The 16,845-nt window shown below is 63.5% G+C and carries 13 protein-coding genes; 7 read left to right on the top strand and 6 right to left on the bottom strand.

Going from position 1 to position 16,845, the window contains the following annotated elements:
- Window positions 1-368 precede the first annotated feature (368 nt).
- The 4 genes from M2394_RS29645 to M2394_RS29630 all read left to right on the top strand — a co-directional run bounded on the left by M2394_RS29645 (window position 369) and on the right by M2394_RS29630 (window position 6,123).
- Complete coding sequence (locus tag M2394_RS29645; protein WP_259175700.1) at window positions 369-1,775, top strand: NAD(P)/FAD-dependent oxidoreductase; 1,407 nt, start codon at window positions 369-371, stop codon at window positions 1,773-1,775.
- Entirely contained in the window at window positions 1,765-3,027 is a 1,263-nt protein-coding gene (locus tag M2394_RS29640) for an NAD(P)/FAD-dependent oxidoreductase (protein WP_259175698.1), read from the top strand. Before M2394_RS29645 ends, M2394_RS29640 begins: the two co-directional genes overlap by 11 nt.
- On the top strand, window positions 3,024-4,439 hold the full coding sequence (locus tag M2394_RS29635) for a glycerol kinase (RefSeq protein ID WP_259175697.1): 1,416 nt from the start codon (window positions 3,024-3,026) through the stop codon (window positions 4,437-4,439). The genes M2394_RS29640 and M2394_RS29635 overlap by 4 nt, the downstream gene beginning before the upstream one ends.
- 208 nt (window positions 4,440-4,647) lie before the next feature.
- Window positions 4,648-6,123: an amino acid permease gene (locus tag M2394_RS29630; protein ID WP_259175696.1), complete on the top strand. Its 1,476-nt coding sequence runs from the start codon at window positions 4,648-4,650 to the stop codon at window positions 6,121-6,123.
- A 102-nt stretch (window positions 6,124-6,225) separates the two neighbouring features.
- Here M2394_RS29630 and M2394_RS29625 read toward each other — a convergent pair whose 3' ends face one another.
- Window positions 6,226-7,005, bottom strand: a complete 780-nt coding sequence (locus M2394_RS29625; RefSeq protein ID WP_176996535.1) for a DeoR/GlpR family DNA-binding transcription regulator — start codon at window positions 7,003-7,005, stop codon at window positions 6,226-6,228.
- 112 nt (window positions 7,006-7,117) lie between these two features.
- Between M2394_RS29625 and M2394_RS29620 the strand changes: the two genes are divergently transcribed.
- Entirely contained in the window at window positions 7,118-7,474 is a 357-nt protein-coding gene (locus M2394_RS29620) for a DUF1937 family protein (protein WP_178919750.1), read from the top strand.
- A gap of 89 nt (window positions 7,475-7,563) precedes the next feature.
- Here M2394_RS29620 and urtE read toward each other — a convergent pair whose 3' ends face one another.
- From urtE to urtA, 5 genes are all read right to left on the bottom strand, one after another.
- Window positions 7,564-8,253 carry an urea ABC transporter ATP-binding subunit UrtE gene (urtE, locus tag M2394_RS29615; protein WP_138815132.1) on the bottom strand — a complete coding sequence of 230 codons (690 nt, stop codon included), beginning with the start codon at window positions 8,251-8,253 and terminating at the stop codon, window positions 7,564-7,566.
- Between the two features lie 10 nt (window positions 8,254-8,263).
- Window positions 8,264-9,022 (bottom strand): urea ABC transporter ATP-binding protein UrtD, encoded by a 759-nt coding sequence (gene urtD / locus M2394_RS29610; protein ID WP_025855702.1) that lies wholly within the window; start codon window positions 9,020-9,022, stop codon window positions 8,264-8,266.
- Window positions 9,019-10,170 (bottom strand): urea ABC transporter permease subunit UrtC, encoded by a 1,152-nt coding sequence (urtC, locus tag M2394_RS29605; protein ID WP_178919749.1) that lies wholly within the window; start codon window positions 10,168-10,170, stop codon window positions 9,019-9,021. Before urtC ends, urtD begins: the two co-directional genes overlap by 4 nt.
- A gap of 10 nt (window positions 10,171-10,180) precedes the next feature.
- Window positions 10,181-11,098, bottom strand: coding sequence for an urea ABC transporter permease subunit UrtB (gene urtB / locus M2394_RS29600; RefSeq protein WP_176996539.1), 918 nt, complete (start codon window positions 11,096-11,098; stop codon window positions 10,181-10,183).
- A gap of 184 nt (window positions 11,099-11,282) precedes the next feature.
- Window positions 11,283-12,491, bottom strand: a complete 1,209-nt coding sequence (urtA, locus tag M2394_RS29595; protein WP_178919748.1) for an urea ABC transporter substrate-binding protein — start codon at window positions 12,489-12,491, stop codon at window positions 11,283-11,285.
- Window positions 12,492-12,804: 313 nt separating this feature from the next.
- Between urtA and M2394_RS29590 the strand changes: the two genes are divergently transcribed.
- Together M2394_RS29590 and M2394_RS29585 are read left to right on the top strand one after the other, a co-directional pair.
- The gene (locus M2394_RS29590; RefSeq protein ID WP_259175693.1) at window positions 12,805-16,188 is read left to right on the top strand and encodes an ATP-binding protein; all 3,384 of its coding nucleotides are present in this window, start codon (window positions 12,805-12,807) and stop codon (window positions 16,186-16,188) included.
- Complete coding sequence (locus M2394_RS29585) at window positions 16,163-16,828, top strand: response regulator (protein ID WP_178919746.1); 666 nt, start codon at window positions 16,163-16,165, stop codon at window positions 16,826-16,828. Before M2394_RS29590 ends, M2394_RS29585 begins: the two co-directional genes overlap by 26 nt.
- Window positions 16,829-16,845: the final 17 nt, after the last annotated feature.

Genomic DNA, 16,845 nt, shown 5'->3' with positions numbered 1-16,845 from the left:
GCCCTTTCGGTCATTTATCAACGGTTATTTGACCGAATCACTTTTGCTCCAAAATATCACCACGCACCTTAGTTGCCCTGCAACTTAGTCATAGTGGGTGCACAACTAAGCGAACGCCTCACTTGAGTGCACTTGTAACGTTACTTCGCCCCACTGTGTCGCAAAGTAGCAGTGTTAAAACGTTCAATAACCCTCGCAGAAAACCAATAAAACCAATGCTCTATAGGTTTAAGGCGTGCTTTATCCATTTATGACCGTATAGAACGCCTTAAAAACAACAACCCCACACTCAATACCTCGACTGGCACAGTCACTGCTCCGTTACCGGCATTCAAGTCACGTTATCGACACAAGGACTACGCCGCACAATGAGCCCATCATTTGCCCATCCCACCGACATTTATGATGTCGCTATCATCGGCGCCGGCGTCGTGGGTTGCGCCATGGCGCGGCGCTTCACCCTCGAAGGGGCACGGGTGCTGTTGCTGGAAAAAGGCACCGACATTCTCTCGGGTGCGAGCAAGGGCAACAGCGCCATCTTGCACACCGGTTTCGATGCGCCGACGGGCAGCCTCGAGCTGGCGTGCATGAAAGCGGGTTACCAGGAATACCTGGAGATCCATGGGCACATGAACCTGCCGCTGCTCAAGACCGGCGCCATGGTGGTGGCGTGGAGTGACGACGACCTGGCCAAGCTCGATGGCATCCTGCAACAGGCCCATGAAAATGGCGTGGCCGATGCTCACCTGATCGGCCCAAAGCAGCTTCAGCACGCCGAACCCCACCTGGCCCACGGTGCCCTGGGGGCCGTGGCGGTGCCGGGGGAATACCTGATCGACCCGTGGTCCGCGCCCCTGGGTTACCTGCAACAGGCCATGGCCCACGGCGCCCGCGTGCACACCGCCACCGAGGTCGAGGCCGGGCACTTTGACGGCCAGGCGTGGCAGCTCTGCACCTCGCGCGGCAGTTTTACCGCCAACACCGTGATCAACTGCGCCGGGCTGTTCGGCGACCACTTGGAACAACGCCTGCTGGGCGACAGCACCTTCAGCATCCACCCGCGCAAAGGCCAGTTCGTGGTGTTCGACAAGGCCGCGTCCGCCCTGCTCGGCAACATCATCCTGCCGGTGCCCAACGAGCGCACCAAAGGCATCGTCATCACCCGCACCGTCTTTGGCAACTTGCTGGTAGGGCCCACCGCCGAAGAACAGGACGACCGCGTTCACGCCGGCCTGACCCCCGCCATCCTCAACCAATTGATCGACGCCGCTGTGGCCCGTATTCCGGCGCTGGAGGGCATGCCGGTGACCGCCACCTACGCCGCCCTGCGCCCCGCCAGCGAGAAGAAGGAATACCGCATCCATGAAGTGGCCGGGCAGCAGTGGATCACCGTCGGCGGTATCCGCTCCACCGGACTGACGGCCGCGCTGGGCATTGCCCGGCATGTGTTCGAGCTGTACAGGCAGCGCGTCCAGCACGCGCCCGTCACGCACCTGAGCTGGCCGTACTTGCCCAACCTCGCCGAGCACTTGCCACGGGACTATCAACAGCCGGGCTTTGGCGAAATCGTCTGCCATTGCGAGTGGGTCACCTCGCGGGAAATCCAGGCCACCTTCGCCAGCCCCCTGCCCCCCGGCGACCTCGGTGGCCTCAAGCGTCGCACCCGTGCATGCATGGGCCGCTGCCAAGGTTTTTACTGCGGCGCCCGCGTGGCCGAACTGAGCGCCGGGCACCTCGCACTGCCACTGGCCACGGGAGCCGCCCATGAAGACTGAGTACGTAGACGTGGCGATCATCGGCAGCGGCCCGGCCGGGTTGTCGGCCGCCGTTGAACTGCGCCGCCAGGGCGTGGACAACGTGGTGGTGATCGAACGCGACAGCGTGGCCGGTGGCGTGCCGCGCCATTGCGGCCACCCGCCGTTCGGTGTTCGCGAATACGGCGGCCTCTATACCGGGCCCGACTATGCGCGCCGCAACGTCGCCGAAGCCCTGGCCGCGGGTGTGCACCTGCGCCTGGGCCACACCGTGACCCAACTGGGCCACGGCGGTTGCCTGCAGCTGGTGAACGACGACGGCGCCTTTACCCTGCAAGCCAAGCGTGTGCTGCTGGCCACCGGCGTGCGCGAGAACCCGCGCTCGGCGCGCCTGATCGGCGGTGACCGGCCTCTGGGGGTGATCAACACCGGTGCCCTGCAAGCCTACCTGTACCTGCAACACCTCAAGCCGTTCGAACGGCCGCTGATTGTCGGCACCGAACTGGTGAGTTTGTCCTCGGTGTTCAGTTGCCGCCGTGCCGGGATCAAGCCGGTGGCGATGATCGAGTCGAACTTCCGTGCCACCGCGCGTTGGCCGTTTTCGCTGTTCCCATGGCTGTGCGGCGTGCCGGTGCATTACGGCGCGCAGCTATTGGAGATCCACGGCACCGGTCGTGTGGAGGCCGCTAGCGTGCGCCTGGCCAACGGGCAAGTGCAGCGCCTGGCCTGCGACGGCGTGTTGCTCACCGGGCAGTTCCTGCCGGAAGCCAGCCTGGTGCGCCAGAGCCACTTGATGCTGGACCCGGGCAGCCGTGGCCCGGTGATCGACCAATACGGCCGCTGCTCCGACCCGGCCTACTTCGCTGCCGGCAACCTGCTGCGCCCGGTGGAAACCGCCGGCTGGTCGTGGCGCGAAGGGGCCCGCGTGGCACGCCTGCTGGCCAAGGACCTGCGCGGTGAAATCCCCGCGGCCCACCGCACCCTGGCCATCCGCTGCCGCCCGCCGCTGAAACTCTGCGTGCCGCAACGCTTTGCCCCGACCGGCGTGGCCGGCCTTGAACACCTGCAATTGCGCGTCAGCACCGCCTGCGAAGGCGAACTAACGGTGTATGCCGACGGTGTGCCGATCTGGAGCAAGGCCCTGGCCTGCCTGCCGGAACGACGCATCCTTATCCCCATCGCCGCACTCAAACTCAACGCCCGTATCACGCAACTGGATGTCGACTTTGTCGGCCATGAACACCCCGCGCCGAACAAAGGAGAAACGCCATGAGAATTGCTGCCCTGGACCAAGGCACCACCAGCACCCGCGTGCTGGTGGTCAGCGATGACGGCTCGGCCGATATCCAGCTCGCCTTGCGCCACCAGCAACACCACCCGCAGTCGGGCTGGGTCGAGCATGACCCGCTGGAGCTGCTGGCCAACCTGCAACGCTGCCTGGAGTCCACCGGGCGCGTGGATGCCATCGGCCTGGCCAACCAGGGTGAAAGCTGCCTGGCATGGGACGCGATCACCGGCAAGCCGCTGTCGCCGGTGATCGTCTGGCAAGATAACCGCACCGGCCCGGCCATCGAACGGCTGCGCGCCGAAGGTGGCGAAGGCCTGACCCTGGCCCGTGCCGGGCTGCCGCTGGACCCGTACTTTTCGGCGAGCAAGCTGAGCTGGATCATCAACCACCTGCCCGCGGCCCAGCAGGCGCTCAAGGCCGGACGCCTGCGCCTGGGCACCAGCGATGCGTGGTTTCTCGACCGCCTCACCGGGGTGTTCGCCACCGATGTCACCACCGCGTCGCGCACTTCGCTGATGAACCTGGCCACCGGGCAATGGGACGCCGAACTCTGTGAACTGTTCGGGGTGCCCATCGAGACCCTGCCGCCGATTCTCGACACCGTCGGCCATTTCGGTGAGATCGGCGCCACGCCGGTCACCGCCGCCGTGGTCGACCAGCAAGCCTCGTTGTACGGCCACGGTTGCCGTAAGGCCGGCGATGCCAAGATCACCTTTGGCACAGGGGCGTTTGCCCTGACCCTGACCGGCGACGAGATCATCCGCGCCCCGGACAAAGGCCTGCTCGCCACCATTGCCTGGCAGATCGACGGCAAGCCGGTGTACGCCATGGACGGCGGCGTGTACGACGCCAGCGCCGCCGTGGAATGGGCCGGCCGGTTGGGCCTGTTCAGTGACTTTTCCGAACTGGCCGGCTTCGACCAGCCCCCGGCGATTGCCCGCCAGCTGGCGTTCGTGCCGGCATTGTCGGGCCTGGCCTGCCCGCACTGGGACCGCAGCGCGGCCGCCTTGTGGGTGGGTATGCACGGCGGCACCACGCGCCAGGACATGTGCCAGGCCGTGCTGGAAGGCGTGGCCTTGCGCAGTGTCGAGGTGATCAGCGCCATGGACCAGTTCCTCAGCGTCACCGACCGCCTGTCCATCGATGGCGGCCTGGCGCGCAGCCCCTATTTCGCGCAGTTCCTCGCCGACGCCTTGCAACGGTGCATCGTGACCCAGCGTTTCGACGAACTCACCGCCTTTGGTTGTGCAGCACTGGCCGCCCGTGGACTGGGCAAAACCCTGGTGGCACCGCGCAACACCTGCACCGAGTTTCACCCCAGGGTCAGCGCGGCCACCGCCCGCGCGTGGAGGGACACCTTCAGCGACGCGGTCAGCCGCTGTCGCACCTGGCGCTAGCCGCAGGCAACCGGTGACAACAGGCAGGTTGTCACCCGCTACACCGCCAGGGAGTTGACCGGCTCACAACGCCGAAAAAGGCAAAACCACAACAAAAAACACGCTGGCATATGAAGTGCGTCACCCCGTCGGGCCCCAGGCGTCTCAGGTTGCCCTGTCAACCCGTGCGCCGAGCCTTGTCCTGTGCATTTTTGAAGGAGACATTCCCATGTCTGACACTCTTTCGAGTCCGCAAACCGTTTTACCCGATAAAGGTGCCGACAGCGGCACCGGCTACAAGGAACAGTTCGAACGCTCCCTGGGCAAGTTCGAATCCTTTGCCGTGGCGTTTTCGTTTATCTCGATCACCACCGGGCTGTTTTCCACCTACGGTTCGGTGCTGGTCTCCAGCGGCCCCATCGGCATGTGGACCTGGCCCATCGCAACCCTTGGTACCCTGCTGGTGGCGCTGGTGTTCGGGCTGCTGGCGAGCAAGATCCCGCTGTCCGGTTTCAGCTACCAGTGGGCCAGTCGCCTGGTCAACCCGGTGCTGGGCTGGTGGTTTGGCTGGATGAGCTTCGCATTCATCGCCGTAGTGCTGCTGGCGGTGGACTACGGGCTGGCCCAGGTGGCGCTGTTCCCCTTGCTGGGGCTTGAGTACTCCCCGGCGGCGGGCGCCATCACCACCGTGGTGGTGCTGTTTATCCAGATGCTGCTGATCATCTGGTCGACGCCGATCCTGACCAAGATCAACAACATGGCCGTGGGGGCGGAAGTGATCGCGATGATCGGCCTGATCGTCGGCATCGGCATCGCCGTGACGTTCTTCGGCAAGGGCCAGGCGTCCAACCTGCTGTCCACCGGCATTGCCCCCACCGAGCATTACTACGGCTGGCTCGGCCCGTTCATGCTCTCGGGCCTGCTCGGCGCGTTCACCCTGGTGGGTTGGGAAGCGGCGGCCAACCTGGCCGAAGAGACCCTTAACCCCAAGCAGGTGGTTCCTCGGGCGATGGTCCATGCGGTACTGGCCAGTGGTGTGATGGGTACGTTGTTCCTGATGGTGATCGGCATGGGCCTGGGCGATCAGGTGGCCGAGTTGAGCAAGAGCTCGGCACCGGTCGCAGACGTGATCCGCATCACCCTGGGTGAAACCCTGAGCAAGCTCATCCTGTTGGTGGTGTGCGTGGCGATCTTTGCCTGCGGCCTGGTGATCATGACCAGCAACAGCCGTCTGGTGCACGCCATGGCCCGCGACGGACGCCTGCCATTCGCCGAAGCCTTGAGCTACGTACCACGCCCCACCGGCGGCCCGCTGTGGGCGACCATTGTGGCAGCGCTGATCCCGATGATCATTGTGCTGAGCTTCTACAGCGACCCCGATGCCCTCACGCAAATCCTCGGTGCGGCCACCCTGCTGCCGGCCCTGCTCTACAGCGCCACCGTGCTGCTGTACATCGGCACCCGCCACAAACAGCTGCACCACGCCGACGATTTCACCCTGGGCAAATGGGAGTGGCCGGTGGTGGCTGGCGCGTGCCTGTGGCTGTTCGTGGAGCTGTGCGTGTTCATGATCCCGGCGGACTTTCGCGTGGCGCAGATGTACGTGCTGGGCCTGATCGCGGTCGGCGCCGTGGTGTTTGCCTGCGTGTGGGTCACCCGTCGCAAGCAACTGGAACAGATGCCGCCGATCCAGCATTACCTGTAAGCCACACCCCCTTTCGCCCACCTGGTACGGCAGAGGCTGCACCCCAGCCTTGCGGCATCCGGCTGCGCGCGATTCCTCGGCTGCCCCTGGGCAGCCGGGGGTTTACCAATCGGTTTTCGGAGTGACCTGCGCCTCATGCACGTCCACATTGGCCCGCGCCAACGCACTGCCCAGCTCGCCCACCGGCTTGCGATCGATGATCAAGCGGTCGATGCGTTCCAGGGGAAACACCTGGAACAACGCACTGCGGCCGAGCTTGGACGAGTCGGCGATCACCGTGAGGTAGCGCGCCCGGGCAATCATCGCACGGGCGATCTCGGCCTCTTCGATGGAGAAGTCGAACGCACCGTCCACGCTCAGGGCACCGATGGTGACCACCGCGTGCTCGGCGTTGAAACGGGCGATCTGCTCCAACGCCAGGGGCCCGCTGTTCTGGTTGGATTCGGGGCGGTACTCGCCACCGATCATGAACACCCGGTTGCCACTGGCACCGATGCTGTCGGCGATCTGCAGGGAATTGGTGATTACCGTGATGCGGTTGAGCCGCGCCAGTTCGCGGGCGAAAAACAAGGTGGTGGTGCCGGTATCGATCAGCAGGCTGTCCCCCGGCGAATACAGGCCGGCGGCATAGCGCGCCACTGCGCGTTTTTCCTGGGAGAACTCGTTCATGCGGGTCTGGAACGCGTTCTCGTGTTCGCCCCGGGGCGGCAACGAGGCCCCGCCATGGAACTTGGTGACCTGGCCGCTATCGGCGAGGTCCGCCAGGTCGCGGCGGATGGTTTCCTGGGAGGCGCTGAGGGTACGGGCCAGTTCGTCGACGGAGATGCGCTCGCGCTGGCGAAGCAGTTCAAGGATGTGCTGGCGGCGCTCGTTGGGGCGCATGGCGATCTCCGTGTCGGTGTTGAGGTGACGGCAAAATTAAGTGGATTCGGTCACCAATTCAACAGATAAACCACAGTTTTTTATTTATTCATCAAAAAAAACAGAGGTATTTATGCGCAAGATTTTTCTCGCCTGCCCTTACAGCCACGCCGACGCGGCCGTGGTCGAGGAACGGTTTATCGCCTGCAACACGGTCGCGGCCGGGATTATCGAGGCGGGTCATGCCGTGTTCAGCCAGGTGTCGATGTCCCACCCGATCAACCAGGCGTTCGTGGGCAAGGACAACGCAGCCATCGGCAAGCTATGGGCGCCGGTGGATGCGGTGTTCATGGAATTGCTCGACGAGCTGATCGTGCTGGACCTGCCGGGGTGGGAATTGAGTGGGGGGATCAAGCGCGAGATCGCGTTTTTTGAAGCCAGGGGGCGTCGGGTAAGCCTGTGGTCGAACGTTGCAGCACAATTCACCTGACCCTGACGGCTAATTTCTATCCCCCCTGTAGGAGCCGGCAAGCCGGCTCCTACAGGTCCAACCCACCAGCAATAAAGGTGGGTGGTGGGTCAGACGGACAGGTAGCGGCTGATGGTCGCCTCGTCCACGCGGTCTCGGGTCTCTTCGATCACGAAGCGGCCCTTCTCGATGACGAGGAAGCGGTCGGCAATTTCCAGGGTGAAGGACAGCACCTGCTCGGACACCACGATAGTCAGGTCCCGCAAGTTGCGGATCTCCTTCAAGGTGCGGGCGATGTCCTTGATGATCGACGGCTGGATGCCCTCCGTCGGTTCATCGAGCAACAACACCTTGGGGTTGGTCGCCAGCGCGCGGGCGATTGCCAGCTGCTGTTGCTGCCCACCGGACAGGTTGCCGCCCTTGCGCGACTGCATGTCGTGCAGCACCGGAAACAACGCATACAGATCCTCCGGCACCTTGCCCCGTGCCGAGGCCGGCAGGCCGGTCTGGATGTTTTCCAGCACGGTCATGCTCGGGAAAATCATGCGGCCCTGGGGCACATAGGCGATGCCCCGCTCCACCCGCTCGTGGGTTTCCAGCGCCGACACATCGTGCCCGTCCACACTCACCTGGCCTTTCCATTGCGGCAGGATGCCCATCAGGCTCTTGAACAAGGTGGTCTTGCCCATGCCGTTGCGGCCCATTACCGCGACAATCTCGCGCTTGGCCACGTTCAGGTCCAGGTCGTGGAGGATCTGGCTCTGCCCGTAGCCGCAGGACAACTGGTCGATCTTGAACATGCCTGCTTCCTCAGTGGCCCAAATACACTTCGATGACTTTAGGGTTGCTTTGCACCGACTCCATGCTGCCCTCGGCCAGCACCTTGCCCTGGTGCAGCACCGTGACCTTGTGGGCGATGCTTTTGACGAACTCCATGTCGTGCTCGATCACCAGCACCGAACGGCCCTGGCTGATGCGGTTGAGCAGCTCGGCGGTCTGCGCACGTTCGTTGACACTCATGCCCGCCACGGGCTCGTCGAGCATCAGCAGCTCGGGGTCTTGCATCAGCAGCATGCCGATCTCCAGCCACTGCTTTTGCCCATGGGACAACAGGTCGGCCTGCTGTTGCAGCAAGTCGCCGAGGAAGATCTCCCGCGCCACCTCCTCCACCCGGGCGATCACCTGGGCGTTGCGCTTGAAGAACAGCGCGCCCCACACCTTGCGCCCGGCCGGGTAGGACATCTCGAGGTTCTCGAACACCGTGAGGTTTTCGTAGATTGACGGGTTCTGGAACTTGCGCCCCACGCCTGCGCGCACGATGTTGTATTCGCGCATTTTGGTCAGTTCCTGCCCGTCGAACTGGATGCTGCCGCTGGTGGCGCGGGTCTTGCCGCAAATCAGGTCGAGCACGGTGGTCTTGCCGGCGCCGTTGGGGCCGATCACCACGCGCACTTCATTGCGGTCGATATACAGGTTGAGGTTATCGACGGCCTTGAAGCCGTCGAACGACACGGTGAGGCCTTCGATGGCCAGCACCGGTTTTTTCATCTCAAAACCGACGGCAGTCATGGCTGGGTCTCCAGGATTTTGGTGTTGGCCTTGGCTTTGACCGGGGCTTTCGCCACCGGTGTGCGCCGCAGCAGTTTGGCCAATGCCTGGCGGCCATGGCTTTCCCACAACCCGGCCAGGCCGTTGGGGAAGTACATGACCACGGCAATGAACAGCCCGCCCATCAGGTACAGCCACAGTTCGGGGAACGACTCGGAAAAGTAGGTCTTGCCATAGTTCACCAGTAACGCGCCATACACCGCGCCCAGCAGCGACATGCGCCCGCCCACGGCGGCAAAGATCACCATCTCGATCGACGGCACGATGCCCACGAACGACGGCGACATGAAGCCCACCTGCAAGGCAAACATGGCCCCGCCAATCGCCGAGAACGCAGCGGCCACGCAGAACACGAAGATCTTGAAGCTGGCCACGTCATAGCCGGAAAAACGCACGCGCTCTTCCTTGTCGCGCATCGCCATCAGCAACCGGCCGAGCTTGGACGCGAGGATGAAACGGCCAATGAAGATGCAGCCAAACAGCAAGCCCGCGTTGATGAAGTACAGGATCAACTTGGCGCTGTCGGTGCGCAGGTCCCAACCCAGTAGGGTCTTGAGGTCGGTGATGCCGTTAACCCCGCCGGTCAGGCCTTGCTGGCCGACGATCAGCACGGTGAGGATCAGTGCAATTGCCTGGGTGACGATGGAGAAATACACATCCCCCACCCGCCGTTTGAACAACGCCAGGCCGATCACGAACGCCAGCAAGACCGGCACGGCGATCACCGCCACCAGGGTAAAGCTGAAACTGTGGAACGGCTGCCACAACAGCGGCAGTTCGGTGATCTGGTTCCAGTCCATGAAGTCCGGGATGCCGGGGGTGGACTGGATCTTGGTGCTCTCCGGGTCCGATGCCTCCAGCTTGAGGAACATCGCCATGCAGTAGCCGCCGACGCCAAAGAACACGCCCTGCCCCAGGCTGAGAATGCCGCCATAGCCCCAGCACAGCACCAGGCCCACCGCGACGAACGCATAGGTCAGGTACTTGCCGACCATGTTCAGGCGGAACGCGTCCAGGGTCAGGGGGAATACCACCAGGATCAACAGCGCCAGCAGCACGATGCCGATCAGGTTTTGCTGGCCGCCCAGCAGCTTGTCTAAAGCCTTCATCTGCTCGCCTCTACTTGCGCACTTTGATGGAGAACAACCCTTGCGGGCGCAGCATCAGGATCAGGATCACCGAGGACAAGGTGAGTACCTTGGCCATCGAGCCACTGAGGAAAAACTCCGACAGCGATTGGGTCTGGGCAATCACGAACGCCGAGGCGATGGTGCCGAACAGGCTCTGCGCACCGCCGAACACCACCACCAGGAAGGTGTCGACGATGTACTGCGAACCCGCCGTGGGCCCGGTGGAGCCAATGGTGGTGAACGCCGCGCCCGCCACCCCGGCCACGCCGCAGCCCAGGGCGAAAGTCATGCGGTCGACCTTGCGCGTATTGATCCCCACCGCCCGGCTCATCAGGCGGTTCTGCACCGTGGCTCGCACCTGCAAGCCCCAGCGCGAGCGGTAGAGCATGATGAAGATCGCACCGGTCAGCAGCAGGGTCAGGCCCATCATGAACAGGCCGTTGCGCGGGATCTCGATGGCGTCGGTGAAGTTCACCGAACCCATCAGCCACGCGGGCGGTTCGGCGCTGACTTCACGGGCGCCAAACACCGAGCGAAAGGTTTGCTGCATCACCAGGGACAGGCCCCAGGTCGCCAGCAAGGTGTCCAGCGGGCGCTTGTACAAGCGGCTGATCATCGCCCACTCCACCAGCCAGCCGATGGCGCCGGCAACGAGGAACGACAGGGCGATGGCAAAGAAGAAGTAATAGGGTTGGAAGCTTGGCGCAAAATGCGCGGTGAGGCTGGAACACACGTAGGTGGTGTAGGCGCCGATGGTCAGGAACTCGCCGTGGGCCATGTTGATCACGCCCATCTGACCAAAGATGATCGCCAGCCCCAATGCCATCAGCAACAGCACGCAGAACACGGACAAGCCGTTGAACCCCTGCATTGCCGCGATGGCTCCAAATTCCGATAGCCATTCCATGATGATGGTCTCCTGAGAACCAGGTGATAATTGAAATGCGGTCTGCTGTTGCTTTATGTGGGAGCTGGCTTGCCTGCGATGGCATCACCTCGGTTTAACTGCAAGACCGAGTCGTCTGCATCGCAGGCAAGCCAGCTCCCACACAAAGCCCGTTCCCACAAGTGGATCGGTGTGTTGCGCAGGGTTATTGGTAGCCTTTGGGGAACGGGTTCGGCTCGATCAGATCCGACTCGTAGATCACCTTGAACTGGCCGTTGGGCTGCACTTCGCCAATGCGCGACTTGCTCCACAGGTGATGGTTCTCGTGAATCTTCACGTAGCCTTCCGGCGCGGTTTTCAGTTCGATGCCTGGGGATGCGGCGACGACTTTATCCACGTCGAAACTGCCGGCCTTCTCCACCGCGGCTTTCCACAGCCATGGGCCGAGGTAGGCGGCCTGGGTCACGTCGCCGATCACCGCATCCTTGCCGTACTTGGCCTTGAAGGCTTCGACGAAGGCTTTGTTGTTCGGGTTGTCCAGGCTCTGGAAGTACTTCATCGAGGCATAGAAACCGGCCATGTTTTCGCCGCCGATGCCGAGCAGTTCGTCTTCGGTGACCGACAACGTCAGCAGGGTCTGCTTGGACGCGTTCACGCCGGCCGCATTGAGCTGTTTGTAGAAGGCCACGTTGGAGCCGCCCACCACCGCTGCAAACACCACATCCGGCTTCTTCAGCTTGACCTTGTTGATCAGCGAACCGAACTGGGTGTTGCCCAGCGGGTAGTAGTCTTCGCCGACCACGGTGCCGTGCAGCACGTTTTCGATGTGCTTGCGCGCGATCTTCATCGAGGTACGCGGCCAGATGTAGTCCGAGCCCACCAGGTAGAAGGTCTTGGCGCCTTTGGTCTTGGCGATCCAGTCGAGGCTGGCGAGGATCTGCTGGGTGGCTTCCTGCCCGGTGTAGATCACGTTTTTCGACTGTTCCAGGCCTTCGTAGAAGGTCGGGTAGTAGAGCAAGCCGTTTTCTTTCTCGAAGATCGGCAGCACCGCTTTGCGCGACGCCGAGGTCCAGCAGCCGAACACGGCGGCGACCTTGTCGTTGACCAGCAGCTTCTTGGCTTTCTCGGCGAAGGTCGGCCAGTCGGACGCGCCGTCTTCCTGGATCACCTTGATCTGCCGGCCGAGGATCCCGCCCGAGGCGTTGATCTGCTCGATGGCCAGGCGCTCGGCCTGGATCGAGCCGGTTTCGGAGATGGCCATGGTGCCGGTGGCCGAGTGCAACTGACCGACGGTGACTTCGGTAGGTGTCACGGCCAGGCCTTCGTTATCGGCCAGCACGCCCTGGCTGAACAGAGCGGCCGCCAGCAATGACAAGGCCAACAGCGGTGTGGAGCGGATCAATCGGTGTGCCATGGGGCGACTCCTCTGCAATGAGGGGTCCAGCATGGCGGCAGGGGGCCAGCGCGGGTATACGCAGCCTGACGTAAGCGGGTACGTCATTTGACGTATGCCGCTGCGCACCATTTTCGCGCAGGATCGCGCTCCCTCGAACACTAGAGATCCAATGTGGGAGCGGGCTTGCTCGCGAATGCGGCGTATCAGTCACTGATGTTCAAGCTGACCCACCGCATTCGCGAGCAAGCCCGCTCCCACATTTGGACCTCAGTGTTCGTCGGGGCATGGAACTTGCTCATTCGATTTAGCCTTCTTTGCGGAGTCCCCCACCGTGCATCCCCCTCCCGGCACCCAGCGCATCGTCAAGATCCGCCGCGACTACAACACCTGGGTCGCCGACGAGACCATGGAAGACTACGCCCTGCGCTACACCCCCAAGTCCTTTCGCAAATGGTCGGAGCTGCGTATTGCCAACACGGCCCTGGGCGCGGTGTCGTTCCTGGCGCTGGAGGCCATCGGCGGCGTCTTGGCCTTGAGTTATGGGTTCACCAACACCTTCTGGGCGATCCTGGCCATCAGCCTGGTGATTTTCCTCACTGGCCTGCCCATCAGTTATTACGCCGCGCGCTACGGCGTGGACATGGACCTGCTCACCCGTGGCGCCGGTTTCGGCTACATCGGTTCCACCATCACCTCGCTGATCTACGCCAGCTTTACCTTCCTGTTCTTCGCCCTCGAAGCGGCGATCATGGCGCTGGCGCTGGAGCTGTATTTCCACATCCCGCTGGCGATTGCCTATGTGATCTGTTCATTGCTGGTGATCCCCTTGGTGGCCTACGGCGTGACCCTGATCAGCCGCCTGCAACTGTGGACGCAGCCCCTCTGGCTGTTGTTGCTGGTGCTGCCCTACGGCTTTGTTTGGTGGAAAAACCCCGACGCCTTCAGCGACTGGACCAGCTTTGTCGGGCGCAGCGGCGAAGGGGGCGGGTTCAACCTGCTGGCGTTCTGCGCCGCATGCACCGTGGCGCTGTCCCTGGTGACGCAGATCGGCGAACAGGTGGACTACCTGCGCTTCCTGCCGGAAAAAACCGCCGCCAACCGTAAGCGCTGGTGGGCCGCCCTGCTCTGCGCCGGCCCCGGCTGGATCATCCCGGGCGCGTTGAAGATGTTCGCCGGGGCGTTCCTGGCCTTTCTCGCCCTGCAACACGAAATCCCCATGGAACGCGCCGCCGAGCCGACCCAGATGTACCTGGTCGCCTTCCGCTATGTGTTCAGCTCGCCAGAATGGGCCCTCGGCGCCATGGTGCTGTTCGTGTTCATCTCGCAGATGAAGATCAACCTGACCAACGCCTACGCCGGCTCCCTGGCCTGGTCCAACTTCTTCGCCCGCGTCACCCACAGCCACCCCGGCCGCGTGGTGTGGCTGGTGTTCAACGTGGCCATCGCGCTGATGCTGATGGAGCTGGGCGTGTTCGATGTGATCGACCAGGTGCTGGGGCTCTACGCCAATGTCGCGATTGCCTGGATCGGCACGCTGGTGGCGGACCTGGTGATCAACAAGCCCCTGGGCCTGTCGCCCAAACACATCGAGTTCAAGCGCGCGCACCTCTACGACATCAACCCGGTGGGGGTCGGTTCGATGCTGATCGCGTCGTTGCTGTCGATCCTCGCCCACTTCGGCCTGTTCGGTGCCCTGGCCCAGGCGGCACCGCCCTTTGTCGCGCTGGGCACAGCACTGGTGATGGCGCCGTTGCTGGCCTGGCTGACCGGGGGCAAGTACTACATCGCCCGCACCAGCGACGTGCAGTTGATTCACCCGGTGGCGCCGGCCACCCACGCGGTGTGCGGGCTGTGCAGCAACCCGTTCGAAACCGCCGACATGGCGTTCTGCCCGGCCTACAGCACGCCGATCTGCTCGTTGTGTTGCTCGCTGGATGCGCGCTGCGGCGACCGCTGCAAGCCTCACGCAAGGCTGGTGACCCAGTTCGAAGGCGTGCTGCGCTGGCTGCTGCCGAATACGATGATGCCGCGCCTGCACACGCGGTTGGCCCATTACCTTGGGTTGCTGCTGGCGCTGGTGTTGATGCTCGCCGGCGCCTTGGCCTTGATCTACGTGCAGGCCGCCCAGGGCCTGCCCCACTCGGAAACTCTGTATCAGGCGTTCTTCAAGGCCTTCCTGACCCTGTCGGTGTTGGCCGCCGTGCTCGCCTGGTGGGTGGTGCTCACCCGTGAAAGCCGTGGCGTAGCCCAGCAGGAGTCCGACCGCCAAACCCTGCTGCTGATGCAGGAAATCGACGCCCACAGCCTCACCGACCAGGCCCTGCAACAGGCCAAGGAAGCTTCGGAAGCGGCGAATGCCGCCAAAAGCCGCTATGTCACCGGGCTGTCCCACGAACTGCGCACGCCGCTGAACAGCATCCTCGGTTTCACCCAGATCCTGCAGCGCGACAGCGCCATGCCCGAGCAGCATCAGGACGCCCTGGCGACCATCCTGCGCAGCGGCTCGCACTTGGTGTCGCTGATCGACGGGCTGTTGGATGTGGCCAAGATCGAGGCGGGCAAGTTGCGCCTGGAACTCACCGAAATTCCCTTCCCGGAACTGCTTCACGACCTGGAACAGATGTTCACGCCCCAGGCCCAGGACAAGGGCCTGCGCTTTCGTCTGGATTGCGCGGGCAATATCCCGGCGGTGGTGCGCGGCGATGAGAAGCGCGTGCGGCAGATCCTGATCAACCTGCTCGGCAATGCGGTGAACTTCACCGACAGCGGCGAGGTGTGCCTGCGGGTGACCTACAGGCGCGAGACCGCCAATTTTGAAATCATCGACACCGGCATCGGCATAGACCCGGAGCAGCTGGAGCGGATTTTCCAGCCGTTCGAGCGCGGCGACCTGATGCGCCAGGACAAGGGCGTGGGCCTGGGGCTGACCATCACGCGCATGCTCACCGCGTTGATGGGCGGCGAGTTGCGCGTCACCAGCGAACGGGACAAGGGCACGTGCTTCCAGGTGCGGCTGTTCCTGTCCCAGGTACGCGCGCCGCAGGCGGTGGTGCATGTGGAGCACGACATCATCGGCTATCTCGGTTCACGCCGGCGCATCCTGGTGGTGGATGACCACGTGGACCATCGCAAAGTGCTCAGCGGCATGCTCACGCCCCTGGGGTTTGAAGTGATCCAGGCCAGCAACGGCCAGGACGCGATCCGGCAGGTGGCGCTGCTGGCCCCTGACCTGATCCTGATGGACCTGTCGATGCCGACGCTGGACGGCTATGAGACCAGCCGCCTGATCCGGCGCAACGCGCTGTCGACCGCGCCGATCATCGTGATCTCGGCCAATGCCTTTACCGACGACCGCGAGCGCAGCCTCGCGGCCGCCTGCAACGACTACCTGGCCAAGCCGGTGCGCACCCCGGAACTGCTCGGGCGCCTGCAAACGCACCTGGGCCTGGAGTGGTTGCGGCGCACCCAAAGCCGCGTGCCACCTTCGCCGCCCAGCGTATTGCCCTGCCCCGAAGACCTCGCCGCCCTCGCTGAACTCAGCGCCATCGGCTATGTGCGCGGCCTGCACGAACGACTCGACACGATCCTCGTACAAACCCCCGACGCCGCGCCTTTCATCAGCAAAGTGCGCGGTTTGCTCAAGGGCTTTCGCCTGGATGAACTCAACCGAACCCTCAAGGAGGCCGTAGATGAATGCACTCACCCGCAGCACTGAACCTGGCGTGGTGCTGATCGTCGATGACACGCCGGACAACCTGGCGATGCTGTCCGACGCTCTCGACGATGCCGGCTACATGGTGCTGGTGGCCCTCGACGGCCTCAGCGCGTTGAACCGCGTACAGCGCCGCCGCCCGGACCTGATCCTGCTCGACGCGATGATGCCGGGCCTGGACGGTTTCGAAACCTGTCGCCGGCTCAAGGCCCAACCGGCCAGCGCGGATATCCCGGTGGTGTTCATGACCGGGCTGACCGACAGCAAGCATGTGGTGCAGGGGTTCGAGGTAGGTGGCAGCGACTACGTGACCAAGCCGATCCAGACCGACGAGGTACTGGCACGGGTGGCGGCGCATTTGCGCACCTCGCGCATTTTGCTGTCGGCGCGGGAGGCACAGCAGCCGAGTGTGCTGACGCTGGAGGATGAGCCGGCGCACCGCTTGTTGTCGGCGCGGTTTGCCCTGACGGAACGGGAAGTCGAGGTGCTGCGCTGGGTGGCGTGTGGCAAGACCAATCGGGATATCGGCGACATTTTGGGGTTGAGCCCGAGGACGGTGAACAAGCACCTGGAGCATGTGTATGTGAAGCTCGGCGTGGAGACCCGCACCGCAGCGACGTCAGTCGCGTTGGCTGCAATCTGAATGGGTGTGGGGCTTGT

This window comes from Pseudomonas sp. BIGb0164 (assembly GCF_024810135.1).
GTDB lineage: Bacteria > Pseudomonadota > Gammaproteobacteria > Pseudomonadales > Pseudomonadaceae > Aquipseudomonas.
This window is presented reverse-complemented; position numbering and strand designations above follow the sequence as displayed.

Bases quoted from the DNA above. Each gene is read 5' to 3' on its own strand.
- M2394_RS29645 (WP_259175700.1), top strand. From the start codon at position 369: ATGAGCCCATCATTTGCCCATCCCACCGACATTTATGATGTCGCTATC.
- M2394_RS29640 (WP_259175698.1), top strand. From the start codon at position 1,765: ATGAAGACTGAGTACGTAGACGTGGCGATCATCGGCAGCGGCCCGGCC.
- M2394_RS29635 (WP_259175697.1), top strand. From the start codon at position 3,024: ATGAGAATTGCTGCCCTGGACCAAGGCACCACCAGCACCCGCGTGCTG.
- M2394_RS29630 (WP_259175696.1), top strand. From the start codon at position 4,648: ATGTCTGACACTCTTTCGAGTCCGCAAACCGTTTTACCCGATAAAGGT.
- M2394_RS29625 (WP_176996535.1), bottom strand. From the start codon at position 7,005: ATGCGCCCCAACGAGCGCCGCCAGCACATCCTTGAACTGCTTCGCCAG.
- M2394_RS29620 (WP_178919750.1), top strand. From the start codon at position 7,118: ATGCGCAAGATTTTTCTCGCCTGCCCTTACAGCCACGCCGACGCGGCC.
- urtE (WP_138815132.1), bottom strand. From the start codon at position 8,253: ATGTTCAAGATCGACCAGTTGTCCTGCGGCTACGGGCAGAGCCAGATC.
- urtD (WP_025855702.1), bottom strand. From the start codon at position 9,022: ATGACTGCCGTCGGTTTTGAGATGAAAAAACCGGTGCTGGCCATCGAA.
- urtC (WP_178919749.1), bottom strand. From the start codon at position 10,170: ATGAAGGCTTTAGACAAGCTGCTGGGCGGCCAGCAAAACCTGATCGGC.
- urtB (WP_176996539.1), bottom strand. From the start codon at position 11,098: ATGGAATGGCTATCGGAATTTGGAGCCATCGCGGCAATGCAGGGGTTC.
- urtA (WP_178919748.1), bottom strand. From the start codon at position 12,491: ATGGCACACCGATTGATCCGCTCCACACCGCTGTTGGCCTTGTCATTG.
- M2394_RS29585 (WP_178919746.1), top strand. From the start codon at position 16,163: ATGAATGCACTCACCCGCAGCACTGAACCTGGCGTGGTGCTGATCGTC.